The sequence below is a fragment of the Pseudomonas sp. A34-9 genome, assembly GCF_029543085.1.
Lineage (GTDB): Bacteria > Pseudomonadota > Gammaproteobacteria > Pseudomonadales > Pseudomonadaceae > Aquipseudomonas.
The window spans coordinates 2,663,927-2,688,859 of record NZ_CP119967.1; the positions used below are offsets into that span (position 1 = coordinate 2,663,927).

At 56.7% G+C, this 24,933-nt stretch carries 26 protein-coding genes; 11 read left to right on the forward strand and 15 right to left on the reverse strand.

Annotated features, from left to right (window positions below; genetic code table 11):
* Nucleotides 1-475: 475 nt before the first annotated feature.
* The 3 genes from P3G59_RS11975 (at nt 476) to P3G59_RS11985 (ending at nt 3,172) form a co-directional block, all read left to right on the forward strand.
* Entirely contained in the window at nt 476-838 is a 363-nt protein-coding gene (locus P3G59_RS11975) for a DUF6124 family protein (RefSeq protein WP_277761702.1), read from the forward strand.
* 136 nt (nt 839-974) lie between these two features.
* Nucleotides 975-2,516, forward strand: coding sequence for a DUF2235 domain-containing protein (locus tag P3G59_RS11980; RefSeq protein ID WP_277761703.1), 1,542 nt, complete (start codon nt 975-977; stop codon nt 2,514-2,516).
* Nucleotides 2,516-3,172, forward strand: coding sequence for a DUF2931 family protein (locus P3G59_RS11985; RefSeq protein WP_277761704.1), 657 nt, complete (start codon nt 2,516-2,518; stop codon nt 3,170-3,172). Before P3G59_RS11980 ends, P3G59_RS11985 begins: the two co-directional genes overlap by 1 nt.
* 351 nt (nt 3,173-3,523) lie before the next feature.
* On the opposite strand, the gene P3G59_RS11990 is transcribed toward P3G59_RS11985, so the two are convergent.
* The 4 genes from P3G59_RS11990 to P3G59_RS12005 all read right to left on the reverse strand — a co-directional run bounded on the left by P3G59_RS11990 (nt 3,524) and on the right by P3G59_RS12005 (nt 7,459).
* Nucleotides 3,524-4,609 (reverse strand): DUF6161 domain-containing protein, encoded by a 1,086-nt coding sequence (locus P3G59_RS11990; RefSeq protein WP_277761705.1) that lies wholly within the window; start codon nt 4,607-4,609, stop codon nt 3,524-3,526.
* A 267-nt stretch (nt 4,610-4,876) separates the two neighbouring features.
* A complete protein-coding gene (locus P3G59_RS11995; protein WP_277761706.1) occupies nt 4,877-5,143 on the reverse strand; it encodes a DUF1883 domain-containing protein in 267 nt (88 codons plus the stop codon).
* Between the two features lie 601 nt (nt 5,144-5,744).
* A complete protein-coding gene (locus tag P3G59_RS12000; RefSeq protein WP_277761707.1) occupies nt 5,745-6,851 on the reverse strand; it encodes a DNA alkylation repair protein in 1,107 nt (368 codons plus the stop codon).
* A 2-nt stretch (nt 6,852-6,853) separates the two neighbouring features.
* Nucleotides 6,854-7,459: a glutathione S-transferase gene (locus tag P3G59_RS12005; protein WP_277761708.1), complete on the reverse strand. Its 606-nt coding sequence runs from the start codon at nt 7,457-7,459 to the stop codon at nt 6,854-6,856.
* A gap of 363 nt (nt 7,460-7,822) precedes the next feature.
* Here P3G59_RS12005 and P3G59_RS12010 point away from each other — a divergent pair, with 363 nt between their 5' ends.
* Nucleotides 7,823-8,473: a hypothetical protein gene (locus P3G59_RS12010; RefSeq protein WP_277761709.1), complete on the forward strand. Its 651-nt coding sequence runs from the start codon at nt 7,823-7,825 to the stop codon at nt 8,471-8,473.
* Nucleotides 8,474-8,644: 171 nt separating this feature from the next.
* On the opposite strand, the gene P3G59_RS12015 is transcribed toward P3G59_RS12010, so the two are convergent.
* Entirely contained in the window at nt 8,645-9,553 is a 909-nt protein-coding gene (locus tag P3G59_RS12015; RefSeq protein WP_277761710.1) for a MurR/RpiR family transcriptional regulator, read from the reverse strand.
* Nucleotides 9,554-9,954: 401 nt separating this feature from the next.
* Here P3G59_RS12015 and P3G59_RS12020 point away from each other — a divergent pair, with 401 nt between their 5' ends.
* The 3 genes from P3G59_RS12020 (at nt 9,955) to P3G59_RS12030 (ending at nt 12,509) form a co-directional block, all read left to right on the forward strand.
* Nucleotides 9,955-10,359, forward strand: coding sequence for a TraR/DksA family transcriptional regulator (locus P3G59_RS12020; RefSeq protein WP_003225981.1), 405 nt, complete (start codon nt 9,955-9,957; stop codon nt 10,357-10,359).
* Nucleotides 10,360-10,587: 228 nt separating this feature from the next.
* Nucleotides 10,588-12,192 carry a methyl-accepting chemotaxis protein gene (locus P3G59_RS12025; protein ID WP_277761711.1) on the forward strand — a complete coding sequence of 535 codons (1,605 nt, stop codon included), beginning with the start codon at nt 10,588-10,590 and terminating at the stop codon, nt 12,190-12,192.
* A gap of 113 nt (nt 12,193-12,305) precedes the next feature.
* Nucleotides 12,306-12,509 carry a hypothetical protein gene (locus P3G59_RS12030; protein ID WP_122600076.1) on the forward strand — a complete coding sequence of 68 codons (204 nt, stop codon included), beginning with the start codon at nt 12,306-12,308 and terminating at the stop codon, nt 12,507-12,509.
* Nucleotides 12,510-12,515: 6 nt separating this feature from the next.
* Here P3G59_RS12030 and P3G59_RS12035 read toward each other — a convergent pair whose 3' ends face one another.
* Both P3G59_RS12035 and P3G59_RS12040 read right to left on the reverse strand, forming a co-directional pair.
* Nucleotides 12,516-12,752 carry a DUF2789 family protein gene (locus P3G59_RS12035; RefSeq protein ID WP_277761712.1) on the reverse strand — a complete coding sequence of 79 codons (237 nt, stop codon included), beginning with the start codon at nt 12,750-12,752 and terminating at the stop codon, nt 12,516-12,518.
* A gap of 50 nt (nt 12,753-12,802) precedes the next feature.
* Nucleotides 12,803-13,054 carry a hypothetical protein gene (locus tag P3G59_RS12040; protein ID WP_277761713.1) on the reverse strand — a complete coding sequence of 84 codons (252 nt, stop codon included), beginning with the start codon at nt 13,052-13,054 and terminating at the stop codon, nt 12,803-12,805.
* Between the two features lie 420 nt (nt 13,055-13,474).
* Here P3G59_RS12040 and P3G59_RS12045 point away from each other — a divergent pair, with 420 nt between their 5' ends.
* The 3 genes from P3G59_RS12045 (at nt 13,475) to P3G59_RS12055 (ending at nt 15,262) form a co-directional block, all read left to right on the forward strand.
* On the forward strand, nt 13,475-13,924 hold the full coding sequence (locus P3G59_RS12045) for a hypothetical protein (protein ID WP_052178306.1): 450 nt from the start codon (nt 13,475-13,477) through the stop codon (nt 13,922-13,924).
* On the forward strand, nt 13,921-14,118 hold the full coding sequence (locus P3G59_RS12050) for a hypothetical protein (protein WP_277761714.1): 198 nt from the start codon (nt 13,921-13,923) through the stop codon (nt 14,116-14,118). The genes P3G59_RS12045 and P3G59_RS12050 overlap by 4 nt, the downstream gene beginning before the upstream one ends.
* A gap of 127 nt (nt 14,119-14,245) precedes the next feature.
* The gene (locus tag P3G59_RS12055; RefSeq protein ID WP_277761715.1) at nt 14,246-15,262 is read left to right on the forward strand and encodes an ABC transporter substrate-binding protein; all 1,017 of its coding nucleotides are present in this window, start codon (nt 14,246-14,248) and stop codon (nt 15,260-15,262) included.
* Between the two features lie 95 nt (nt 15,263-15,357).
* Here P3G59_RS12055 and P3G59_RS12060 read toward each other — a convergent pair whose 3' ends face one another.
* A complete protein-coding gene (locus tag P3G59_RS12060) occupies nt 15,358-17,490 on the reverse strand; it encodes a TonB-dependent receptor (protein WP_277761716.1) in 2,133 nt (710 codons plus the stop codon).
* Between the two features lie 92 nt (nt 17,491-17,582).
* Complete coding sequence (locus P3G59_RS12065) at nt 17,583-17,972, reverse strand: DUF2946 domain-containing protein (protein ID WP_277761717.1); 390 nt, start codon at nt 17,970-17,972, stop codon at nt 17,583-17,585.
* A gap of 94 nt (nt 17,973-18,066) precedes the next feature.
* Here P3G59_RS12065 and P3G59_RS12070 point away from each other — a divergent pair, with 94 nt between their 5' ends.
* Nucleotides 18,067-18,507, forward strand: coding sequence for a DUF3995 domain-containing protein (locus tag P3G59_RS12070; RefSeq protein ID WP_277761718.1), 441 nt, complete (start codon nt 18,067-18,069; stop codon nt 18,505-18,507).
* A gap of 116 nt (nt 18,508-18,623) precedes the next feature.
* Here the strand turns inward: P3G59_RS12070 and P3G59_RS12075 are convergent, their stop codons facing one another.
* From P3G59_RS12075 to P3G59_RS12100, 6 genes are read right to left on the reverse strand one after another with little or no spacing between them, the layout of a single operon-like run.
* On the reverse strand, nt 18,624-18,986 hold the full coding sequence (locus P3G59_RS12075) for a Na+/H+ antiporter subunit G (RefSeq protein WP_122600082.1): 363 nt from the start codon (nt 18,984-18,986) through the stop codon (nt 18,624-18,626).
* Nucleotides 18,983-19,261: a K+/H+ antiporter subunit F gene (locus P3G59_RS12080; protein WP_007910754.1), complete on the reverse strand. Its 279-nt coding sequence runs from the start codon at nt 19,259-19,261 to the stop codon at nt 18,983-18,985. Before P3G59_RS12080 ends, P3G59_RS12075 begins: the two co-directional genes overlap by 4 nt.
* A complete protein-coding gene (locus P3G59_RS12085) occupies nt 19,258-19,746 on the reverse strand; it encodes a Na+/H+ antiporter subunit E (protein WP_277761719.1) in 489 nt (162 codons plus the stop codon). Before P3G59_RS12085 ends, P3G59_RS12080 begins: the two co-directional genes overlap by 4 nt.
* Complete coding sequence (locus P3G59_RS12090) at nt 19,743-21,422, reverse strand: monovalent cation/H+ antiporter subunit D (protein WP_277761720.1); 1,680 nt, start codon at nt 21,420-21,422, stop codon at nt 19,743-19,745. Before P3G59_RS12090 ends, P3G59_RS12085 begins: the two co-directional genes overlap by 4 nt.
* Nucleotides 21,419-21,763: a Na+/H+ antiporter subunit C gene (locus P3G59_RS12095; protein WP_007910763.1), complete on the reverse strand. Its 345-nt coding sequence runs from the start codon at nt 21,761-21,763 to the stop codon at nt 21,419-21,421. The genes P3G59_RS12090 and P3G59_RS12095 overlap by 4 nt, the downstream gene beginning before the upstream one ends.
* Nucleotides 21,763-24,681, reverse strand: coding sequence for a monovalent cation/H+ antiporter subunit A (locus tag P3G59_RS12100; protein WP_277761721.1), 2,919 nt, complete (start codon nt 24,679-24,681; stop codon nt 21,763-21,765). Before P3G59_RS12100 ends, P3G59_RS12095 begins: the two co-directional genes overlap by 1 nt.
* Between the last annotated feature and the right edge of the window lie 252 nt (nt 24,682-24,933).

Sequence of the window (24,933 nt, forward strand, 5' to 3'; positions counted from 1 at the left end):
CTCGCGATAACGCCAGCTCAGCCACCACCAATCCCAACTCAACCACAAATCCCTGTGGGAGCGAGCTTGCTCGCGAAGACGTCCACCCAATCACCCCATCAACCACTGACCGAAATAAACAGTAAAAACCACCACTGTTTAAACGAAGCCTCAAGTAACCACCGAAACCCTACAACGCCTTGCGCCGTTACCTACGACTAAGCCAGAATCCGCCGGCTTGTGCGTCTAGGTCGCGGGTTCTATCGTCTGTCGGTCGCTGAAAACAGCGATCGGGTTTGGTAGCCCTGAGTTTTCGTAGATTGCATAAGCATCATGATTCGCAGTGTCTGTTCGACACGGCTTTATGGTGGTCATGCACAGGGCGTCTTCGGGCGCGCCGGTTTTCTACGTCCCGGTCTACCAACCTGCGCATGGCCGCCACCCTCGTTTGGTAGCGAGAGTGACGGCTCCTTTTTTTGACGTAGGAGCTTCATCAATGATCAAACCAACACCCAACCCACCAGAAACCGACTCAACTTCCCCCTACGAATCCCCCGATTCAAAGCGCTTCCACGAAGCCGCCGAACGCGCCCTCGACCACTACCTCAAACCCGCCAGCCAAATCATGGCTAGCACCCAACAACCCGAACGCATGTACCTCGCCAACCCCAAGTACAACAGCGAATCCCTGCTTGCCAACGCCAGCGAAACCCTCGGCTCCGCCAGCGAAATGCTCCTCAACTTCGCCGCCATGCTCGAAACCTCCCACCGCAAAACCGCACTGGGCATCGCCCAAGTTGTGATGCTCGGCGAAATCGCCGTCAACCAAGCGCTGGATAACGTCGAAATCGCCAGCTAACCCCCACCCCGACGAGGGGAAACCCTCGTCGAACCCCGCTGTCACACCCTGGCTGGCACACGGCCACGGCTTGCGCCCCCCAGGCTCGGCTGTCACCCTTCGGGCCGTTCTCAAGGATCAGAACCAGGAATCACGGATGAGTGGCTACGTACCCAACCCCCCCCCAAACCATCGCTACGAAGAAGCCAAACCCGTCGATATTCACGCCCAGCGTTGGGCGGAATATGAGAAACACGGGAAAGAACCTGCGCGCGAACCTGAGAAAATCGGGATTGCGTTGAGGATTGGGGTGTTCTTTGATGGCACTGGGAATAATGCGAACAACACGGCGGCGGGATTGCTGTGTGGGGCGCAGCATCCGATTGCGCCGGAGGATATTCCTGCGAGTTGCATGCCTTACATGAGTGATCCGGACAGCAGTTACGGCAACGATGTCAGCAATGTGAAAAGGCTGAGCGACTTGTATGACGCCGTACCTGACGCAGTAGGAGAGGGGCCGCTGAAGCGAACCTCCCGCGTCGTCTATATCGAGGGCATTGGCACGCGCTCCGGAGAAGAAGACAGTAAGTTCGGCGCTGGCACCGGACGCGGTGAAACAGGTGTTGCCGGTCGAGTCGAGTCCTCATTTCCAGTCATTCAACAAGCTATCAGCCGAGTCCTGATCGATAACCCAGGGAGTGAAATCGCTTCCTTGACGTTCGACACGTTTGGCTTCAGTCGTGGCGCCGCAGCGGCTCGACATTTTGCCAATGAGATCGTCCGCACCAGTCGTGGCCCGCTTGGCACCGTGCTGAGAAACCTGCCCAGAGCCTTCAGCCCTAAATTCAACGACCAGTATAAAAGTGACATCAACATGGGGTTTATCGGCTTGTTCGATACCGTCCCATCGATTGCTGGTTGGTCGAATCTTGGCAACATCAAAAGCGCTGTTGCGACCGGCATCAAACTCTATCTCGATCGTCGTTTTTTTACTGACGTCGTGCAGTTGTCTGCCCGTGATGAATGCCGCGCCAACTTTGCACTCAGTCGCGTCAAAGCGGATCACTTGGAGATAACCTTGCCGGGCGTGCATTCGGATATCGGCGGAGGCTATCTGGAAGAGGCGCAGGAGTGTGTACTTGTCAGTCCCATGCAAACGCTGATCGTGCCTTGGAATACTGATGTCACGACGACTTCGATCTACCGCGATGCCGTCAATGCCAAGACCCAGTGGTTAGCCAAAGGCTGGCCTACGGAAATGCTTGAAATCGTAACGCCCGACGCATTGCTGATGCCGAACAGCCCGCAAGATCGACTCAGTCCCAATGTGAAGCGTGTGTACGCCGCTCTGCAGCTTAAACGCCCGGTGAGTGGCATGTTGTCCAGGGTCTACCTGCGAGTGATGCACCGCTTGGCAAAAGATAAGGGAGCTCGATTCAACGACATTCCAGATACGCCTGATCTGGCCATTCCTGAAGAGCTGCAACCCCTGTGCGATAGATTCTTGGCAGGTGACTACAGCGTCACAGCGCAAGAAGATGAATTGCTGAAATTGAAGTACATTCACACCTCCGCCAATTGGAACCATCCACTTGGCCGAAAAGACGGCAGTGGAATCAACGCGGTTTACATCAATGCCCCCACGGAAGACTCAATCCGCGTGCAACATCCTCATGTACCTGACTGGACGCTTTGGTAATGAAAGTTCTTGTGACCCTGCTGTGCGCTCTATTCATGACAGCCTGTCAATCTGCTGATCCGCTGTCGGCCAAGAATGATCCCAAAGCCGAATCCTGGGAGCTTGCGTTCACCGAGCCCTATTACATGAAGGTGTGGGTTGAGGACAGCGCTGTAGAAGACATCAACGGCAAGCTATTCAAGCGCACAGGATCCGGAACGGCCGCAGGCGGGGAGCCAGAAGACGGTAAAGAGTCCGCTCGAGGCTGGCACGCAGTAGGTGGTGCTGCAAAACCAGTGATTGGTGCTGATCTTCCCAAGCGCATTTACGTGCGCTGGCAATCAATTGTCGAGCCACAGACATATCATGTTTGGGTTGATGTGCCCGAAGAGGCGAGGAACCTGATGATGAAGTCGGTTAATCAGCGGTGTCCGGAAGCTCCGGAACAGCAGGCTAGCTATAGCGCTTCAATCTACCTGGGCCTTGCTCCTGGGGGCGTTGTGCAGGTGTTTGTCAGAGACTCTTGCCACCGTCCTGTCAAAGTGACCAGAACTCAAGCCGAGATCGATCCCTTGGGGCCCAGCCAGGGGAAGAACCAAGGGCGATACGCATATTCTGTCAGTGAAAAATCCAAGCACTACATCGAGAAGTTCGGCGTCCCGTATGGGAGTTGGTAAGCCGAAAGGTAATCAAGAAACCTAACATCCTGTTGCGCGTTGTTCATGAATACCTTCCAGTCTATTAGTCTACTTCCAGCAAAAAATGACTCGACATCTGAATGGGAAAGTAGTGAGTGGGGAACCCGAAAACTGTAAGGTTTGGTTCTAGGGGGGATTTTGTAGTATCTAACAGCCATGCCATTGTCATGTGAACTGGCCAAGGCTCAGTTAGGGTAAAACCGCTTGGGCCGAGCCATGTCCATAACCAGGGGTGTTATGCGCGCACCCGGTTAACGAAAAGCCCAAGCGATATATCGAAAAGTACGACGTCCCTAAAGAAGTTTACAATTGCATTAGATGAAGTGGGATTTATTTTTTCATTATTATTTCAAGTATTCTGCTGAATTCTGGTGCTGTCCCCTCTTCGGAGAAAGAACTTTGCGTAGGTCTGAATAAGGTCGTATAGAAAAGAGTTTGCTTGTCTGCGTCGGGTGAACCATTGATGGCAATCATTGCTACATAAGTTTTTATCATCGTTGATCGTTCGAGGGATTCAGATTCTAGTGAGATGTTAGCCATCATTAATTTTATGAAAATTCGTGTACACCAAATACCAGCAGTCGTGAAGACAATCAAAAATGCAATGCTGAAGTTGTTTTTTGGAAGGTTTATAGTTCCCCATGAGTAGTTGAGTTCTCTGCCTGCTGCGTATTCATATGCTATTAATAGTACCAACATGCTTAGGAACGTGCATGCAGAAAATACAGCCCGCTTCCCATTTTTTATAGCATTTTCTTGATGGGTTGATCGTCTCTCATTCCAATATCTTACAGGTTCGGAAAGGTTTACTGCCTCAGTTCCTGCAGATACTGCGTTTTTAATTCGTTCAACTGCTGCTGCACTGGTCTCATTTATTCTTTCGACTGTTGCCTGAATGTTTTTTTTCTCGGATTCAATCTTGACTTCAAGTTCGTTGTTAAATTTTTTTATAGTTTCATTTATTTTAAGGTTAGTTGACTCAGCCAGTAAGGTGGCTTTTTGGGTGTAAATTTCTGTAAGGGCCGATAGCTCACTATTTAGTGATAGTTCGTAAGAGATTAATATAAGTTCGAACTTTAAGGGGGCGTAAGCGTTTATTGTTAATATCTGAGATACGTGCTCGTCATGATTTGGGAGGTTCGCCTCATAGACAAAGTTTATGATCTGTTCTTTCGCTTCATTACTAGGGATGATCTCTTTGCTTTTTTCAAGTTGCTGAATATAAGTGGTTATTTTGTTAATGGTTGCTTGGCTGATGCTTGGTAAGTGAGCCTGGTTTTTATTTTGGTTGATTTTTTTCAGGTTCTCCGACCAGAAATTGATTTCATCATTTTTCCATTTTATAAGTTCGGAGGTGTCCAGCTTGGAGATTGAAGAGAATTTTTTATGCTCTAGTATATTGGTTATTTCGTTCAAAACGGTTTCCTTTTAGCTTTGCTTGTCGTGCACTAATCAATTTGAGAGTTGTGAGAAAAATAGTGGTGGTGTTGCGCACTTTTATACTGGTTTTCTGGAGAGAAAAGGTGCGGATTTTTTTTCAAAAAAATCAAACTGTCCCCCTTGGTTCTTAAGTGAGAACTAAAAGTTAGATTTTTTGCATGGTAAAGTTCGGAGGTGAAACCCCATTTTTAGGTGATGTTGATTGTGGTTTGTTCTCCATTGCCCGCTAAGTTATTGATATAGTTATTGAATGACTCGAACACTTGAACGTACCGAGCCTGGGAAACCGCCTAAATCAATCACTACGTGCCAGTGCCCAGTGCGTGGGATCGGTAGTTTGCTAATTGAAGTTGTCATGTGGCCACCAAAATGCTGATGCTTCCGGCCATTCTTGTAATTCTGAAAATTAATGCTGTCCATTAAAAGCACATTAGCAGCGTTACCTTCCAAGGTTACTTCGACAGATTGCCCTTGCTGGCATTGTTTAAGATCGTAGTGAGTGAATTTCATGAATCATTCTCTTGAATATCTAACAGAGTTGGAAATGGAATTGGTTCGCTATCGGGGATCAAACGGTCTCGGACTGTTTTTGCAATAATGGGTCCAGATCTGTGCTGCTTGAACCAGGGGAATAATAAGGAAAAACCAATAATGGCTGATCAAAGTTGCAGAAAATAGCAAATATACTTTGTCGGAAGGGAAGGTAGTTGTTGATATTGCGATCGATAAAGAAGCGAAAGTGGAAAGAAGAGCGATCGAGAAATTGAGATGTAAAGAAGCCGAAGATCCAGACCCTAAGTTTTTTAGTTTGTCTTCAGATATCTCGTAAATTGTTAAATGCTGGATTCGTACTCTACGAATAGCTGGCGAGAAATATTCGCTTGAGTTTGCTGGCACTATTTGCTCCTAATATCCTATTAAAAACTCGCTTTCCATGGGGCATTATTGTAAAGGCTTTTTTCTACGGCGCTCGTCAATTAACTAAGATGAAGCCGAAAATGTCAAGCGCGGTGAGCGTTCCGTTATGTTTTTGCGCGTCATCTCGTGGCTGCCTTTCGAGGGGGTGATTATTTTAGAATCTACCGGATCATTTTCAAGGCGTTTTTTGGGTTCAACCTTGGATAATGTCAAATGCACTTCTGGACATAAAAATACCATTAACTATAACGCTCACTCTATGTTGCCCGAAATAATGCTTATGCGTAGTAAAGTCCTTAATCTGCTGTCTCCTCCCCACCACCACACTCTTAAACCCCACCAAATCCACCGTCTTCAACTTAAAAACCTTCCTCGAAACCCCGCCATTCGCCTTCACATAGTCAATCGCATAATCAATCACCAACCGCTGCTCATGCGCCACCGTCGACTTCACCACAAACGACAACGTAATCGCTTCCCCCAACCGCACCACCGCCGGCTCAACCCGCACATCCAACAACTCAACCTCAGCCTTCGCCCCCGCGCCAATCACCGTCAGCGCCCGCAAATCCCCCTGCTTGATCAAACTCCGCAACGCATGCTTTGCAATCCAGGCCGTATGCTTATTCTCCAACGACCACCCTTCAATCGTGTCCAACACCCACTCCGGATGCACCTTCGTCACATCATTCAAATGATTCGCCACGGACTTGCGCACGTACAAACTCTCATCCGCCTTCAACCGATCAAGTATCCCGGAGGCCAACTGCGGATCCGCCTGCACCGCTTCCAATCGAAACGACCAAGGCAGGCGAGGGCGGCTGCCTTCGCTGGCGAGGCGTCGAACGTGGTGGTTTTCGTCGCGGGTCCAGTCGTGCATCCGTTCCAGCGAGCGTTCCAGGTCGCTGCGCAGAAAGTGGCGGATGGCGAATTCGGAGGAGCCGAAGGTGGTGAAGTATTTCAGCGCATCCATGGAGGTATCGAACGCGTGCCCGCCATAGCTCGCGACGTAATGCGGCAGGCACATGCTGACGAAGCCGCTGTTCAATCGTGGGGCGAGTTCGAAAAGCACTTCGAGGGAATCTTGGTAATCCAGCGGCAACACGGCATGCAGGCTTTCGCTGACACGCGCCATGCGTTGCATCACTGATAATTCGGCGAGTCCGTCCTCGGCATGTTTGAGAAACGCCTTGGCCTTGAACGCCGGGTACACGGCGCTCATTTCGCGGGCGATGTGTTGCAAGCGCTCGGCGTTGAAGATTTCCTTTAATGCCGGGGCGGCGGTGTCGGTGGTGCTCATGGTCAGGTCATCGGGGTGCTGACGAACGCTTCGAGGGTTTCGGCGTAGGCGGTGTATTGGGCGATGTGCGGGTAGCGGCGGGTGTCGATCTGGTCGGGGACGACGAGGCCGGTGAAGCTCCAGGCGACGGCGAGGCTGATGCCGGCCTGGGTGAGGGTGCCGTCGGTGGGCAGGCCGGTTTTTTCCAGTTCTTGCTCGAGGGCGGTTAACGCGGCGGCGAGTTGGCCTTCGACGCGTTCGACCCACGGTTGGTATTGAATGTCGGCCGGGCGCAGGTTGCGCTCGTAGTAGAGCTGCACGGCTTTTTCGCAGGCGGCGAGGCTGAGGCCGATCAGGCGCCGGGTGTGGGCGCGTTGTTTGAGATCGCTCGGCAGCAGGCTTTTGCCGGAACTGGCTTCGAGGTAGTCGAGGATGAGGGTCGAGTCCATCAGGACCACGCCGTCGTCGAGGATCAGCGTGGGGGCTTTGACCACCGGGTTGATCTGCTGGAATTGCTCGAAGTGGCGGAACACCGAGACCGACTCGTGTTCGAGGTCGATCCCCAAGCGTTTGGCGGAGATCGCCACGCGGCGCACGTAAGGGGAGTCCAGCATGCCGATCAGTTTCATGACGCGTTCCTTCAAGTCAAACCGGTGGGAAGGCATAACCTAGCCGACGTTGAGGCAATTGTCAGTCGTTTAAGCCGGGTTGTTCACGCGCATCTCATCGATTTTCTGCCAGCGGACAGTCCACCCGCGACAAAACGTGGCCAGGCACAAACATTACGTTTGCTGGACGCTGATCCGGTACCCCAAACGCAAAAATTTTCGAGGCGATATCTATATACCGCACCTGATGAAATCCGGTTGCCGACAATTACTCCATGAAAACACCTGATCTCGCCAGGGCGGCGACGCTGCTTGTTGTCCTTGCAGATCAGGTGCGATGCCTCTTTTTTCAATAGCCCAATGGCAAATCATCGGAGCAATACAATGACAACTCCAAGCGGAACAACATATCGCGAAGTCCCATTTTTACTGTACGACACACCATGCTGCCTCAAATTCCATTCGCAAGCACCAACCGGAAAAATTAGAGGGGCGGGCTCTGTATATCTGGTTCATCTTGTGGCAGGTGCATCATTGGAAATCGAGACAAAAGGCACTTGGCCTGACACAGGAAAGAGTCAGATATCGACCTGGGAGTTTGACGCTACTTCCCTGGGAAACATCGATGTATGGTTGGAAGGAAACAAGCTGAAAATTGGAACGTGTACAGTTTGTCTGCTTGATTACGACCCCGAGAAAACCTTTACCGACCGACTACGCGTCATTACCGCAAAGGGCTTGATCAAGGTTGTTGATCTTGCTCTTCGGACCATCAGTTTCGATGGTTTTGATGGCAGGTTTTTCGAAGCGCCAGACATCGCTCTAGCAACCTTGCCTCATGCATTTGCCAGTCTTGCTGACAAAGTCGTGAGCGTTCAGTGCATGGGTCTGGGTGACAGTACGAAACCCGTCAAATACAGCTTCCCGGGACGGCATTGGCTGGCGGGTGATGACGTTATCGATTTTGCGCAGTTGACGGTCCTCAACCGTTGCACCCATCTATTACCGGAGCGCTCCGCCTTACCGTTGATCTGACCACCCGCGCAATCCGCACCTGCTGATTTCTGTGGTGGGCGTCCAGGCATTAGGCGGAGATCGCCACGCGGCGTACGTAAGGGAGAGTCCAGCATACCGATCAGTTTCATGACGCGTTCCTTCAAGTCAAACCGGTGGGAAGGCATAACCTGGCCGACGTTTAGGCAATTGTCAGTCGTCGAATCCCGGTTGTTCGTGAATCTCATCGACATTCAGTTCCAGTCGATAGGCCACCGCCACAAACAAGGCCTGGCACAAACACAACGTTGCACTCAGCGAACGAAAGGCGAGGGCGCTGCCTTCGTTGATCAGCAATACGCTGTCGGCGAGTTTTGCCAGTGGCGAGAGGTGGCTGTCGGTGAGGATCAGGGTGTTGGCCCGTTGCTGTCGGGCGAAGCGCAGGCAGTGTTGGGTTTCCTTGGCGTAGGGTACGAAGCTGATGGCGATGACCAGGTCGTTGGCGCGCACGCTGCGCATTTGCTCTCGATAGCTGCCGCCTAGCCCTGAAACCAGATGAATTCGTTTCTGGGTGTGTTGCAAGTTGTAAACGAGGTAGTCGGCGACGGCGAAGGAGCGGCGCACGCCGACGACGTAGATGTTGTCGGCGTTGACGATCAGGTCGACGGCTTTTTCGAACGCAGCGTCGTCGAGTTCGCGGCCCAGGCGTTCGATGCCGGAGCGGGTGGCGTCGATGCATTCGCGGGCGAGGTCGCCGGCGCTGGCTTGCTGCGACGGGTTGGCGATCATGCTGCGGATGCGTTGCTGGTAGTTTTGCACCGGCGAGGCTTTGTGCGTGTAAGCGCTGCGGAACAGCGCCTGCATTTCGCTGAAGCCGCTGAAACCGAAGCGTTGCGAGAAGCGAACGATGGCGGACGGGTGCACTTCGCATTCGCGGGCGATGTCGCTGATGCGGTCGACCATGATCCGGTCGCTCTGTTGGCTGATGTAGCTGGCGATGCGTTTGAGCTGGCGCGGCAGAGCGTCGTATTCCTCGGTGATCAGTTGCAGCAGGCGCTCGGCATTGATCGGGGGACTGGCGAGAGGAACCTCGTCGGTGGCCGGCAGATCGGGGCGGGGCATAGGTCATCCTTCAGGCTGGTTGATCACACGGTGGGCCTGATAGTAGTGGGGCCTTTCGGGGTCTGCTTTGCTGAAACGATGCAGTGCGTGGTAAAAAATTGCGTCTGAACGCAGCGCGGTTAGCCGTTTGTCTTCTATATACAGCCGCTCGACTGAATTTCTTGCTATAAACGCACTCCGATTGCCCGTGTAACGCTGTGTCAGAGCAGTTTCCGGGCTTTGTCGGACAAATTCCCTGTATTTACAGTTGCTGAGGCCTCGATCGGGCCTTAGACTGCCGCCCCTCGTAAATTGAGTGCCGGGTGGCATTTGCAATAAACGATGCCTTTTCGCCGACCGCACGCGGTTCGCCGAAACGCTCCCTAATTCGCCTTAATGCACGTTTTTTTATAGAGATATCAATGACAAAGGACAAGTTGCTGGCCATGCCGGCAGATGACTACATGAATGCCGAGCAGCACGCTTTCTTCACTGAGCTGTTGCAGAACATGAAAGTCGAAACCCACGAGCGCATTGAGCAAAATCGTATCGCCATCGAAAGCCTGGACACCCCGGCTGACCCGGCAGACGCGGCTTCGGTTGAAGAAGAGCGCACTTGGCTGGTAAACGCGATCGATCGCGACCAGCGCATGCTGCCGCAACTGGAACAAGCCCTTGAGCGCATCAAGGAAGACAGTTTTGGCTGGTGCGATGACAGCGGCGAGGCTATCGGCCTGAAGCGCCTGTTGATCAGCCCGACCACCAAGTACTGCATCGAAGCTCAAGAGCGTCACGAGCAGATCGACAAGCACCAGCGTCAGGCCTGATTCTGCGAGGTGACCCTTTCAATAGGGGCGCCTTGAAAAGATCGCAGCCTTCGGCAGCTCCTACACGGGCGTTGCTGGAGGCTGCGATCTTTGTTTTTGCTCGTCTTCAATAAACCCGAGCCGTTCCATTGACCTGCCACAGACCCCACGACTAACGGACCATGGATAATGGCGTTGTAGTGGCGTTTAATGCAGTCACAACAATGAGAACAAGCGTGGGGTGTTGAAATGACGAGAGATGGATCTCTGGTTGGGGCGTTGCCTGCACCAGTGCTTTTGCCGAAAAACAGCTGGATCGCACCGACCCTGCAAAGCATCGCCCTGATGCTGTTGCTGGCCGGCATGACACTGGGTGAGTGGTCGCTGTACATCGGCATGCCGCTGGCAGTGCTGATTATCTGGCTGCCGCGCCTGCGCTCCCGAGCCATCCCCGAATCTCAGCCTGCCGACCTTGGCAGCGCAATGTCCGAACTGACCCGCGACCTTTCCTACACCACCAGCCACAACGCGTTGTCGGCGGCCGGCGTGGCGTTTTCGGTCAAGGAACTGGCGAGCAAGCTCGAATCGCAACTCGATGCGGCGGCGCAGATTGTCAGCAACGCCGAGGTGATGATCGCCACCGAGCACGCGACGTCGCAACTCAGCCGCGAAGCCCTTGAGGCAGCGAGTCAGGCGCATCACAGCAGCGCAGCAGGGCGCACGGAACTGGTGGATTCGATCTCGCGCATGCATCAGCTCAGCCAGCGCGCCAATGCCAGCCGTGAATTGATCGAAGCCTTGAGTGTGCGTAGCGATGATATTCAGCGCGTGACGCTGGTGATTCAGTCGATTGCCAGTCAAACCAATCTGCTCGCATTGAACGCGGCGATCGAAGCGGCGCGAGCCGGTGAGCATGGTCGCGGTTTTGCGGTGGTGGCGGACGAAGTTCGCGGGTTGGCCGCGCGCACGGCGTCGGCAACCGGTGAAGTCGGTGAGATGGTCGCTGATATTCAGCAACGCACGGCGCAGGTGGTGGAGCAGATTCGCCAGCTGTCGAGTGATCTGCAGACCGGTGTCGAGCAGGTCGAGCACACCGGTCAGCATCTGGACAACATTGCACGATTGGCTGCCGGGGTGGAAAGTCAGGTCGGTGAAATCGCCCAGGGCGCGGAAACCAATCGCGAACAACTGGACAGTCTTTTCAAAGCCATTGAGCAAATGCGCAGCGATCTGGCGATCAGCGATCAACAGACCCGCCGCCTCGCTGAAGCGGCAGTGCAAATGGAAGGGCAGGCGGAAACCATCAGCGAGCGCTTGGCTGAAGTCGGTCTGGATGACTATCACCAGCGTATCTACGATCTGGCCCGCGAAGGCGCGAGCCAGATTACTGCGCGTTTCGAGGCGGATGTCGAGCAGGGCCGGATCAGCCTCGAAGACCTGTTTGATCGCCAGTATCAGCCGATCCCGAATACACAACCGGCGAAATTTCAAACCCGTTTCGACCGCTACACCGATCAGGTGTTGCCGGCAATTCAGGAGCCGTTGTTGCCGCGTCACGAGGGGCTGGTGTTCGCCATTGCCTGCACGCAACAGGGGTATGTGCCGACGCATAATCAGCTGTTCAGTCAGCCGTTGACGGGCGATGCGCAGGTCGACGCAGTGAACAATCGCACCAAACGCAAGTTTGCCGACCGCACCGGTATTCGCTGCGGTAGCCATCAGCAACCGGTGTTATTGCAGACCTACACCCGCGACACCGGTGAGCTGATGCATGACCTTTCGGTGCCGATCATGATCAAGGGCCGGCACTGGGGTGGATTGCGTCTGGGCTATAAGCCGGAAAGTCCGCGTTGAGCGATTGTTACTTCTGATGCAATGAATCTGTGCACGGAGCTTGCTGTTTCCGCTCGGAAGAAATCATTAATCTGACCGCTTAGTTAGGGTGCTAATGATTTCGGGAGGGCTGCATGCAGTGCAGAGTTGATGTCGCCGTGATGATCGGCAGTGGCGTGCCTGCGGGTTTACGCGCAATGGGGCGCAGCGTCTGCTGGGTGGTGTTGCTCAATGGCGAGCGTCGCGGTACCGCGTTTGCCAGTCGCGACGAGGCCGAGGAGTGCAAGGCCGCGTGGCTCGCGCAGTTGCACGCCGAGCCGAGTGACAGCCTGCACTGATCAGAATTACTTGCCGTCGTGCAGGCGTACGTTCAGTTCATCGAAAACTATTGCCCTGTCGTCGTCTTTGCCGATCCACTCTTCGAGCGTTTGCTTTTGAGATTCCGACCAGAAGGGGGCGTCGACCAGTTTGGTTTCGGCGTCCAGTGGATGGGTTTCGATGAAGTCGTCGATGTCTGCGCTTTCGGAAGGCAGGTTCAACTGATCGAAGAGGGTTTTCAAGTTGTAGCCTTCGAGATCCATCATGTACTCCTTTCTGATTTGCGCCGGTAGGGTGCCGTCAATCGTTCTCTTTATCTGAGGCAGTCGCTGGCCAGGAGTTCGATTTGCATTTCAAGTGAGCGAGCAAGCGCACATGCTTCGTTGTGATCTTCGCGGAAACCTCTTACACGGCCGGTCAATGTTTCCTTTATATGGAAGAAGGCATTGCCGGCGGGTACGACCTGGAAACGCGGGTAATGGTCGTTGATAACGGTGGCACGCAGTATCAGCGGCAATTCGTTCCGGGCGTCAGGGGTCATGGCAAAGTGAGTCAGGGTGCACATATGAAGTCCTTTTCATCAGTTGGCCGATATTTACAGACCGTTGCGGGTAGTCGGAATGAGCATCGCTGCTCTAGAATCGCCAGTACCCGTTGGCGACAGGGCTTATCTAAAGCAATTTTTCGCCAGCGATATGTCGGAAAAGTGCTTTTTTTCGTGAGAATTTTCCCTAAAGTCAGTAGTCAGACTGCTCTTGCCAACGGTGAGGATTTTTCCTTCAAGCTTTGGCGACATCGGGATGAGTTTCGCGTGTGACAATCCAGTAGTCTTACCAGCCTCGTGTTGAATGAGCACTCTGCTCGATTCGGGCTCTATTGATTGATTTGGCAGTGACATCGGCCTGGCCGTTTTTTGCCGTGCGCGTTTTCCGTGTGCGGTTTTTTCAGATGTGGGGATGATTCTTTGGCAGTCAGTAATCTCGATATGCATGCGTTGTTCGTGTTGGGTGATTTGCGTGCAAAGCTGGTCAAGTTGTTCCAGTCGCGTTTTGTTTACATCACTGAGCAGAACGCCGAAGGCATTTACGTGGCCGAGATCGACACCGAAAGCGCCTTGGTGGTTGATGACAAGCCGGGGCTGAAACTCAAGGTCGGCGATCATTTCAGTGCATCGGTCTTGCCCAGCCGCGAGGGCGGCAAGATGGATATCCGCTTTCGTGAAATCAAACTCACGGTCTATGGACTGGGCGATTACGCATTCGTCGAGACCGCTGACGGGCACGCGATCCTGTTCAAGGAAGGCCATAGCGTAGTGACCGTGTTTGCCGCTCATCAGCAATTGCAGGAAGGCCTGACCAAAACGCTGAAAGCCGTGACCGCCAAAGCCGCCAAGTGGCGCAAGGGTGAACTGGTGACGTTCAAGGCCAGCGAGTGAACCGCGCGGATTTCCATTCGCAAAACCTCGACACTGCACGCGAGGAGGCCCGGCGTTTGTTCACCGCCAAGGCCGAACTGCAAGGCGCCTGGTTGAATTGGGTGGCGGCGCAGATCTATCAGTTGCGTCCCGCGGAGTACGCCAGCATGGTCAGACGTGAGCTGCAAAGCTTGCAGGAAAAGTCTGATTCATGACCTCGTCCGGGGTTCGGCCCGGAAAAAGCAGGAACCTCGGCTACAGTCAGTTGACTGAGTATTCAGAGGCTTGCGGTCTTCTGTCAGGCCATCCTGCCATTGCTGTGAACAGCACGAGGTGCAATGCATGAACGGATTTCGACGGTTATTGGCCGCCAGCGTGGCCACGTTCGGTTTGCTGACATCAGCGCAATCGGTGATGGCCGCCCAGGCGCCGATCCATTTTGCCGACCTGAACTGGGAAAGCGGCAGCCTGATTACCGATGTTCTGCGGATCATCGTCGAGAAGGGCTATGGTTTGCCGACCGACACTTTGCCTGGCACCACCATCACGCTGGAAACCGCACTGGCCAACAATGATATTCAAGTCATTGGCGAAGAATGGGCCGGGCGCAGTCCGGTGTGGGTCAAGGCCGAGGCCGAAGGCAAAGTCGTCAGCCTGGGCGATACGGTCAAGGGCGCTACCGAGGGTTGGTGGGTGCCGGAGTACGTGATCAAGGGCGACCCGGCCAAGGGCATCAAGCCGTTGGCGCCGGATTTGCGCAGTGTCAGCGATCTGAAGAAATACAAAGACGTGTTCAAGGACCCGGAAACACCGAGCAAGGGGCGATTCCTCAACAGCCCGATCGGCTGGACCTCGGAAGTGGTCAACAAGCAGAAGCTGACGGCTTACGGTCTCCAGGATGACTACACCAATTTCCGCAGTGGCTCAGGCGCGGCGCTGGATGCCGAGATCAGTTCTTCGATTCGTCGCGGCAAACCGGTGCTGTTCTACTACTGGTCACCGACGCCGCTGCTGGGCAAGTTCAAACTGGTGCAGCTGGAAGAGCCGCCGTTTGATGCCGAGGCGTGGAAGACGCTGACCGACGCCGATAATCCCAACCCGAAACCGACCCGATCGTTGGCCTCGAAGCTGTCGATTGGCGTGTCTACGCCGTTCCAGAAGCAGTATCCGCAGATTGCCGAGTTCTTCAGCAAAGTGGATTTTCCGATCGAGCCGTTGAACAAGGCGTTGGCGGAAATGAGCGAGAAGCACACGGCGCCACGGGATGCAGCGGTGACCTTCATGAAGGCCCACCCGGACGTGTGGCAGGCCTGGTTGCCGAAGGATGTGGCGGAGAAGGTTTCGGCTGATCTTAAATAGAGGCTGTAGCGACGGGCCTCTTCGCGAGCAAGCTCGCTCCCACAACGGATATGTGTCGTCCACACAATGTGGGAGCGAGCTTGCTCGCGAAGGTCTTAAAATTTCGTCATCACCGCAAATTCAAAGGTCCGCGGTGTTCCGAGGTAATACGCCGGCGAAACATGCGCGAATTCGGCACACACCTCATTGGTCAGGTTGCGCACGCGCCCGGTCACGGTGGTGTGCGAATCCACCTTGTAGCTGAGGAAGCTGCCAAACAAGGTGTACGACGGCACGGTCATGGTGTTCGCCGTGTCGGCATACACCGACGCGACATACCGCGCATCAACCCCACCTCGCCATTGCGGCGAAAAATCATAGGTCAGCCACAGATTGCCGACCCGATCCGGCACGTTGGTCGGCGTGTTGCCCTTGCGCGATACCACCACCCCGGCGGCATTCTTTTCGGTGAAATCATCGTACTGCGCATCGACCCAGGCGAAGTTACCTTCGGCCAATAACTTGTCGGTGATCCGTAACGAGCTGGCGATCTCTACTCCTTTCGAGGTCTGCTGACCGACCGCAATGCTGGTGGTCGGGTCCAGCGGATCGGTCACGGCAAAGTCCTTTCGCTCAATGGTGTAGGCGGCAATCGTCGCAGAACCACGCCCGTTCAGATAATCAAATTTGCTGCCAATCTCCCACTGTTTACCGGTCGAAACGTCGAAGTCCTGCGTACCGTTCGGCTGCTCGGCGGCGGTGCTGTATTGCACGTAGACGTTGGCCGATGGAATGAATTGGTACGTCAGGCCGGCGCGGCCGGTGACCGGCTCCCAACGACGCTTGAGGTGCTTGGGGTTAGCGGCAGTTACAGTGCGATGGTTGGTCACGTCGAGGTCAATGTCGTCATAACGCAGACCGGTAAGCAGCGAGAGCTTGTCGGTCAACGCCAGCCGGTTTTCCGCGAACAGCGCCTTGGTGGTGACCTCGTTGGTCTTGTCGCTGATCAGCTTGGGGTTGGTGCCCGGGATATCGTAGAAGCGCCCCGGGCGGTAGTTGTTCGGGTCCACTGTGCTGGCACCTTTGACGTTCAGGGGCGAATTGGTGGTCTGGTTGACCTTGTATTCGAAGCCCCCCGACCACGTCGTGTCGAGACCGAAAAGCGTGTTGTCATGGCGCAGCTCGAACTGGTTGCCGTTCTGCTCGCCCTGGTGGCGTACCTGATACGCGGTGGAACGGTTCACGGCCGTGTTGTCAGCGTTGTACTGGTAGGTTTCGAGGTTGCGGTAATCGCGCTGGCTGTCGAGGTGATACAGCGTGTTGCGCAGGGTAGTGCTGTCGTTGATCCGGTAGTCGATGATCGAGCGCACCCATATTGTCCGCTGCTCGTACCGACCGTCCTCGACGTTGTAGTTGTTGAAGCGATTGTGTTTGTCGATCTTCAATTCGCCGGCCTTGGGATTGAGTACGGGCGTGCCCCAGTAAGGACTGTCTTCGTGTTCGTCCTGATATTCCAGCGCCAACGTGTGCGACAGGTTCGGAGTGAGATCGCTGAGCAGCGAGAACGCCGCGCTCCAGGCATCGCGCTCCTGGCGGTCGATGTAGCCGTTGCTGGTGTTGTGGCTGACGTCGAGTCGCGCGTAATGCTGGACGTCGGCGCTTGGGTCGGTCAGGGCATGGTTGAGGCCGAACGCGGTTTCGGTCGTGTCGTAGGTGCCGTAGCTGATTCGACCTTCAACTGCCTGTTCATCGCGGGAGGCCAGTTTGGTCACGTAGTTCAGCGAGCCGCCGACGGAGCCCGCGCCATTGATCAGCGACGACGGGCCACCGACCAGTTCCACACGGTCGTAAATCCACGAATCGACTGGCCGCGCGAGGCCGCCGGACACGTTGATGCCGTTGAACATCTGAGTGATCTGGCTGCTGGTAAAGCCGCGATAGGAAACGAATCCGCCAAACCCCGGCGGTGCGCTGGCGTTGACCCCGGGCAGGGTGTTGGCGGCGTCCTGGAAGTTTTGCGCGCCGTGGCGCTCGATGTCGTTGCGATTGGCGATGGCCACCGAGGCGGGTGTGTCGCGCACGCTTAATCCGAGGCGCGAGGCCATGCCGCTGGATTGGTCGAGGCTCAGGCCCGGTTCCGCGCCGGATTCGCCATCGATGGTGATCGGCGCCAGATCCACGGTGGATTGCGCCCAGACGTTGACGGACAGGCAGCCGCACAGGCTCGCCAGCAAAGTGAGTTGTTTCATCATTGAATCCTGAATGCTTGTCTAGGAGTCAGCGCACAGGCGAACGCCGCGCGTTGGCGCAGTGGGCTGACAAATCAAAAAGGCTGAGACACTCAGGCGAGCGGTGGGGCGCGAGGATTGGCCGAAGGCCATGTGAAGCGGGCAGGGAGGTCGGCGCTGACGATGGGCGCCACTGGCGGGCTGTGTTGTTCCGGCAGGATCGCCAGGGTCAGGCTCGAGTTGAACGCCGGGCCCATGCCGCCGCCGACCGAGCACAGCGGGCAACCGAAGGCCTTGGACAGGGTTGGCAATTGTTCTTCGGTGGGATTGCTGGCGAGCGGTGCCTGGGTGGCCGGGTCGACCGTACAGAACTGGCCGCCGATACCGTTGAGCTGCATGCCGACCATTTGTCCGTGACCGATGCTGCAGGCGAACACGTTGAACAGGACGCAGCAATAGAGCATCCAGGCCAGCAGTGAGCGATCGGAACGGGAGAATTTCATGGAGCGGCACTTTACCGTACCGCTGATCGGTCGTGCACTTGAAAAAAATGCGACTAGGATGATTTGTTCAAATCCCTTTCCAAGGATTTCAACCATGACCTTTGTGTTGGCTCAATGGCTGGTGACGGTATTTGCCCTGATCAGCCTGATGCATGTGTATTGGGCGCTGGGTGGGCAGTGGGCGGCGGCCGTCGTGGTGCCGCAGGTGCCGGTGCGCGGATTTGTCGCAACGGTGCGCCCGGCATTCAAACCGTCGGGCTGGCTCACGTTGGTGGTGGCAGCCGCGTTGCTGGTGATCGCTGTGTTGGTGTGTATGCGGGTTGGCTGGGGAATGCCGGCGGTGACCCATAAGGCGTTGCAATGGGTGATCAGCGCAATTGCGCTGTTGATGTTTGCCCGGGCGATTGGTGATTCGCATCTGGTCGGGTTTTTCAAGGACGTGAAGGACTCGCGGTTTGCGCGACTGGACACCTGGGTGTATTCGCCGTTGTGTCTGGCGTTGGGAGCGGGGTTGTTGGCGGTGGCCTGGGTTTGAGATTTGAGGTGATCTGGAGATTGCTATCGCGAGCAGGCTCACTCCTACATTTGGAATGCGTTTCTCTGTAGGAGTGAGCCTGCTCGCGATAACGTCATTGCAGACAATACAAAACTTCAGCTACCACTCTCGGTTCGGCGGCTGCTGACCTCTGCCGGCACATCATCCCCGGCCATGCGCTTGCGGAACAACGCCGCCCGAGCCAGTAGCAAGGTGGTCACCGGCACGGTGATCGCGAGCAGAATCGGAATCAGCCAGGCATGCACCACCGGCCCGGACTTCAGCGCCGAAAAGCAGATGATCGACGCCAATGCCACACACCATGCACCCAGGGTCGAAGCCAGTGCCGGCGGGTGCATGCGCTGGAAGTAATCCTTCATGCGCAATAAGCCGATCGCACCGATCAACGCGAACAGACCGCTGAGTACCAGCAGGATCGCCACCGGAATCTCGACCCACAGAGACAATTCAGCATTCATTCGATCACCTCGCCACGCAGCAGGAATTTCGCCAGGGCAAACGAGCCGACGAAGCCGAACAGCGCGATCAGCAGCGCCGCTTCGAAATACGTGTCACTGGAGTAACGAATGCCCAGGGTCAGCATCATCAGCATCGCGACGATGTACAGGTAATCCAGCGCCAAGACCCGATCCTGTGCCGACGGGCCTTTGAACAGGCGCACCAGCGTCAGCACCATGGCCAGCGAGAACAGGAACAGCGTCAGCAGGATGGCATTCGACAGTAATGGGCTCATTCGAAAATCTCCATCAACGGCCGCTCGTAGGTGGTCTTGAAGTGCTCGATGAATTGCGCTTCATCATCCAGATCCCAGACGTGCAGCAACAGAATGCTGCGATCCAGCGACAGTTCCGACCACACTGTGCCGGGCACCACCGTGCAGATCATCGCCAGGGTCGCCAGACCGTGGGCATCGCGCAAGTCCAGCGGGACTTTGACAAAACCCGAGTGCGGAGGGCGACGGCCGGCGTTGAGCACGCCCCAGGCGACGATCAGGTTGGACGTCACCACGTCACGGCCCACGAGCAGGAACAGACGCAGAATCGTTCCCGGACGGCGAATGCGCACTTGTTTCGGACGCAGTTTGCGCATCATCAACGGTGCAGCAAAACCCAGTATCGCGCCGAGCAGCAGATTGCCCGGGCTGATCGACAGGTTCAGGGTCAGCCACAAGGCGCACAGCGCCAGCGACAACAACGGTGCAGGAAACACACGCTTCATGGCTGCACCTCCAGCATCGCGGCCTTGGCTTCCGGGCTCGGCACGGCGCGAGTGCCGAGCACCGCCATCACGTACTGCTGCGGGTTGTTCAGCGCGTCGGCGGTGGCCTGGGTGTAACGCAGCAGGGGTTCAGCCTTGAAGGTCAGGACGATGCTCAGCCCCAGTAGCAGGAAGATCGGCGCGCATTCGAGTTTGCGCAGCAGCGGCGAGGGACGCTCCTGCGGTGTCCAGAAACGCTGGATGCCGAGGCGCGAGAACGCCATCAACGACGCGAGGCCGGTGAGGATCAGTAGCGCCAGCAACGCCCAGGCCGCGTTGGATATCGGCGCGCCCGTGCCCAGGCCCAGCGGATTGAGCAATGCCCCGATCAGGCTGAGCTTGCCGATAAAACCGGACAGCGGCGGCATGCCGATGATCAGCAGGGCGCAGGCGATGAAGCTCAGGCCGAGAAACGCCATGGTCCATGGGATGACCTGACCGACCACGGCTTTCTGCTCGTCATCGAGGTTGATGCCTTTGGGTGGCTGCAGGGATTCCTGCGGACGCGGCAGCAGTTCGCTTTCGTCCTCCAGCGGGATCTCGTTGGCCGAGCGCGAACGTTCGATCAGCTCGGCCAGCAGGAACAGCGCGCTCAATGCCAGCGTTGAGCTGACCAGATAGAACAGCGCTGCGCCGATCAGGTTCGGTTGGGCGAAGCCTACTGCGGACAACAGGATACCGGCCGACACCAGAATGCTCAGGCTGGCCATGCGCTCCAGGCGTTGCGCGGCGAGAATCGCCAGCGCGGCGCAGGCCATCGTCGCCATGCCGCCGTAGATCAGCCAGTCGCCGCCGAAGAATGCCGACGCTCCGGCCTGCCCGGAAAACAACAGGGTCCACAGACGCAGCAGGGTGTAGACGCCAACCTTGGTCATGATCGCGAACATCGCCGCCACCGGTGCACTGGCCGATGAATAGGCGGGTACGAGCCAGAAATTCAGCGGCCACATACCGGCCTTGGCCAGGAACGCGACGGCGAGAATCCCTGCACCGGCGTGCAGCAAGCCACGGTCGGCTTCAGGTACCAGCGGAATCTTCATCGCCAGATCGGCCATGTTCAAGGTGCCGGTAACCCCGTAAATCAGTGCCGCGCCGATCAAAAACAGCGACGAGGCCAGCAGGTTGATCGAGATGTAATGCAGCCCCGACGACACCCGCGCGCGACCCGATCCATGCAACAGCAGGCCATAAGACGCGGCCAGCAGCACTTCGAAGAACACGAAAAGGTTGAACAGATCCGCCGTCAGGAACGCGCCGTACAGGCCCATCAATTGAATCTGGAACAACGCGTGAAAGCTCGAACCGGCGCCGTCCCAACGTGCCATGGCGAAGAGCAGGGCGCTGACGCCGATGACCCCGGTCAGCACCAGCATCAGCGCCGACAGCCGATCGACCACCAGCACAATGCCGAATGGCGCCTGCCAGTTGCCCGGCAGGTACACACCGATGGAACCGGGCACGCCGGTGGTCTGCGTCCATTGCAGCAACAGCACCGAAATGAACAGGCCGATAAGGCTGGAGAACAGGTTGATTTTCGCCTTCAGCGGTCGGTGCCGTTCACCGAGCATCAGCATGATGGCGGCAGTCAGCAGCGGCAGCAGAATCGGTGCGGCGATCAGGTGAGTCATCGCCATCATTCTTTAGGCTCCCGGCCGTCGACGTGGTCGGTGCCGGTCAGGCCGCGCGAGGCGAGCAGAACGACGAGGAACAGCGCAGTCATGGCGAAGCTGATGACGATCGCGGTGAGGACCAGGGCCTGTGGCAGCGGGTCGGTGTAGTGCAGCAAGTCCTGGGTGACGCCGTCCTTGATCACCGGCTCCTTGCCGATGAACAGACTGCCCATGCTGAAAATGAACAGGTTGACGCCATACGACAGCAGACACAGGCCCATGACCACCTGAAAGGTCCGTGGCCGCAGGATCAGCCAGACGCCGGAGGCGGCGAGTACGCCGATGGCGATTGCGATGACTTCTTCCATCAGACGGCTCCTTTGCTGGCGACGGACTTGGGCAGCGATGCGGTCTTGTGACCCCGCACCGATTGGTGGGCGAGGGCGGTGAGAATCAACAGCGTCGAACCGACCACCACGCCGTACACGCCGATATCGAAGAACAGTGCGCTGGCGACATGGATGTCACCGAGCAGCGGCAAGGTGAAATGCCAGGTGTGCGTGGTCAGGAACGGATAACCGACCAGCATCGCGCCCAGGCCTGTAGCGGTGGCGAACAGCAACCCGGTGCCCATCCAGCGCAGCGGCCGCAGGCTCATTTGCGCCTCGACCCACTGTGTACCGGCGACCATGTATTGCAGGATGAACGCCACCGACATCACCAGCCCGGCGACGAAGCCGCCACCTGGTTGGTTGTGCCCGCGCATGAACAGGTAGAACGACACCACCAGCGCAATCGGCAGCAGCAGGCGCACCAGCACTGCCGGCACCATCATGAAACCGAGTGCGGTGTCGCTGGCCGAACGCGGGTTGACCAGGTCGGTGACCACGTCCGGCGCCAGCAAGCGCTGCTGGGCAGGCAGTTGCAGGCTTTCTTTCGGTGGGCGGAAACGCCGCAGCAGGGCGAATACGGTCAGCGCCACGGCGACCAGCACGGTGATTTCGCCAAGGGTGTCGAAGCCACGGAAATCCACCAGCATCACGTTGACCACGTTGCTGCCGCCGCCCTCGGGCATGGCGCGGCTGAGGTAGAACGAGGAGATGTCGTTCGGCGTCTGCCGCGTGAGCATGGCGTAGGACAGCAGCGCCATGCCGCCACCGACGGCAATCGACAGGAGCAAGTCGCGCAGACGACGAATGCGTGCCTTGCGCAGGCTGCTTGGCAGTGGCGAGACTTCTTCGATACGGCGTGGCAGCCAGCGCAGGCCGAGCAGGATCAGCACGGTGGTCACGACTTCGACCGCCAGTTGCGTCAGGGCCAGATCCGGCGCGGAGAACCACACGAAGGTGACGCACGTCATCAGGCCGCAGACGCTGACCATGGTCAGGGCGGCGAGACGGTGATACTTGGCCTGCCACGCGGCACCGAGGGCGCAGGCGATAGCCAGCAGCCACAGGGTCACGAAAACGATCGAGCCGGGAATCTTCGGCCGGTCGCCCCAGCTCAGGCTGCTGTGCAGCATCGGAATCAGGCCGGCAAGCACCGCCGCCAGTACCATCAGAAACAGCTGCATTTGCAGGCGTCGGGTGCCGAGTCGGCGTTCCACACGGCGAGCCATGCGCATCATCTCTACCAGACTGCGCTCGAACAGGCGCTTGCCGTTGAAGCGGCCTACCAGCGGCGGGTATTTGAAGCGTCCCTGTCTGAACTGATTGCGCAGCAACAGGTAGAGCACGATGCCGCCAGACATGGCGATCAGGCTCATGATCATTGGCGCGTTCAGACCGTGCCAGATCGCCAGACTGTATTCCGGCAGTACGCCACCGACGACTGGCAACGCCGCTGCGGCGAGCAACGGGCCGACGATCTGCGCCGGGAAAATCCCCACCAACAAACAGGTGAATACCAGCAACTCCACCGGCGCGCGCATCCAGCGTGGCGGCTCGTGCGGAGTGTGCGGAAGGTCAGTGGCCGGTGGACCAAAGAACACATCGACGGTAAATCGCAGCGAGTAGGCAACGCTGAACGTACCGGCAATCGTCGCAACAATCGGCAGCGCCGCTTCGACCCACGCCGTGGCGTTGATGAACACGGTTTCGGCGAAGAACATTTCTTTCGACAGGAAGCCGTTCAGCAGCGGCACACCTGCCATCGAGGCGCTGGCAACCATGGCCAGCGTCGCGGTGAAGGGAATCAGTTTGATCAGACCGCTGAGCTTGCGGATATCGCGGGTGCCGCTTTCGTGGTCGATGATGCCCGCCGCCATGAACAGCGAGGCCTTGAACGTGGCGTGGTTGAGGATGTGGAACACCGCCGCCACAGCCGCCAGAGGACTGTTCAGCCCCAGCAGCAACGTGATCAGGCCCAGGTGGCTGATGGTCGAGTAGGCCAGCAGACCTTTGAGGTCGTTCTGGAACATCGCGCAATACGCGCCGAGCAACAGCGTACAGGCGCCAGCGCCGCTGACGATGTAGAACCATTCCTCACTGCCGGACAGCGACGGCCACAGACGGGCGAGCAGGAACACCCCGGCCTTGACCATGGTGGCCGAGTGCAGATAAGCCGAAACCGGGGTCGGCGCCGCCATCGCGTGGGGCAGCCAGAAATGGAAAGGAAACTGCGCACTTTTGCTGAGTGCGCCAATAAGAATGAGGGGTAACAGGATAGGGTAGAGGGCATGTGCACGAATCATGTCGCCGGCGGCCAGGACCTTGTCGAGGTCATAGCTGCCGACGACATGGCCGAGGATCATGACCCCCGCCAGCAGGCATAACCCGCCAGCCCCGGTGACCATCAACGCCATGTAAGCGCCGCGACGGGCGTCGGCACGGTGATGCCAATAGCCGATCAGCAAGAATGAAAAGAGACTGGTCAGCTCCCAGAAGAACACGATCTGGATCAGGTTGCCGGAGATCACCAGGCCGAGCATGGCGCCCATGAATGCCAGGAAAAACGCGAAGAAACGCGGCACCGGGTCGTCCGGCGACATGTAATAACGCGCATAGAGAGAAACGAGCGTGCCGATGCCGAGTACCAGCATCGAGAACAGCCAGGCGAAGCCGTCCATGCGCAGGACAAAGTTCAGCCCGAGGCTGGGCAGCCACATGAACTCTTCGCGGATCACGCCGCCGTGGGCAATTTGCGGGTACAACATCGCGACCTGGACGGTGCCGATCAAAGCGACCAGACCTGCCAACAGGGACTCGGTATTACGCGCGTTGTGTGGCAGCACCGCTGCCAGACAGCTGCCAATGAATGGCAGAAGCAGTAGAACTATCAGGGACATAGGCTTCTAATCTGCGGAAGTTTGTGAAGCATCATACGTGCCAGCTCCCCGATCACCAAACGCCAGGATGTCTCAGAATCCTACAAAGTAGTCTGGAATTTTCTGTTTGGCATTGTTTCAGGTGAAGGGATGTTGCCTGGGATGGCGCTATTGTGAGCAGGCTCCATCCGATTTGTGTAAATACCTCCTACGCAGGAGGAATTAGCATCGGCTGCATTTGGATTCTTCTTGCAGATAGCAGCGACCATCTGT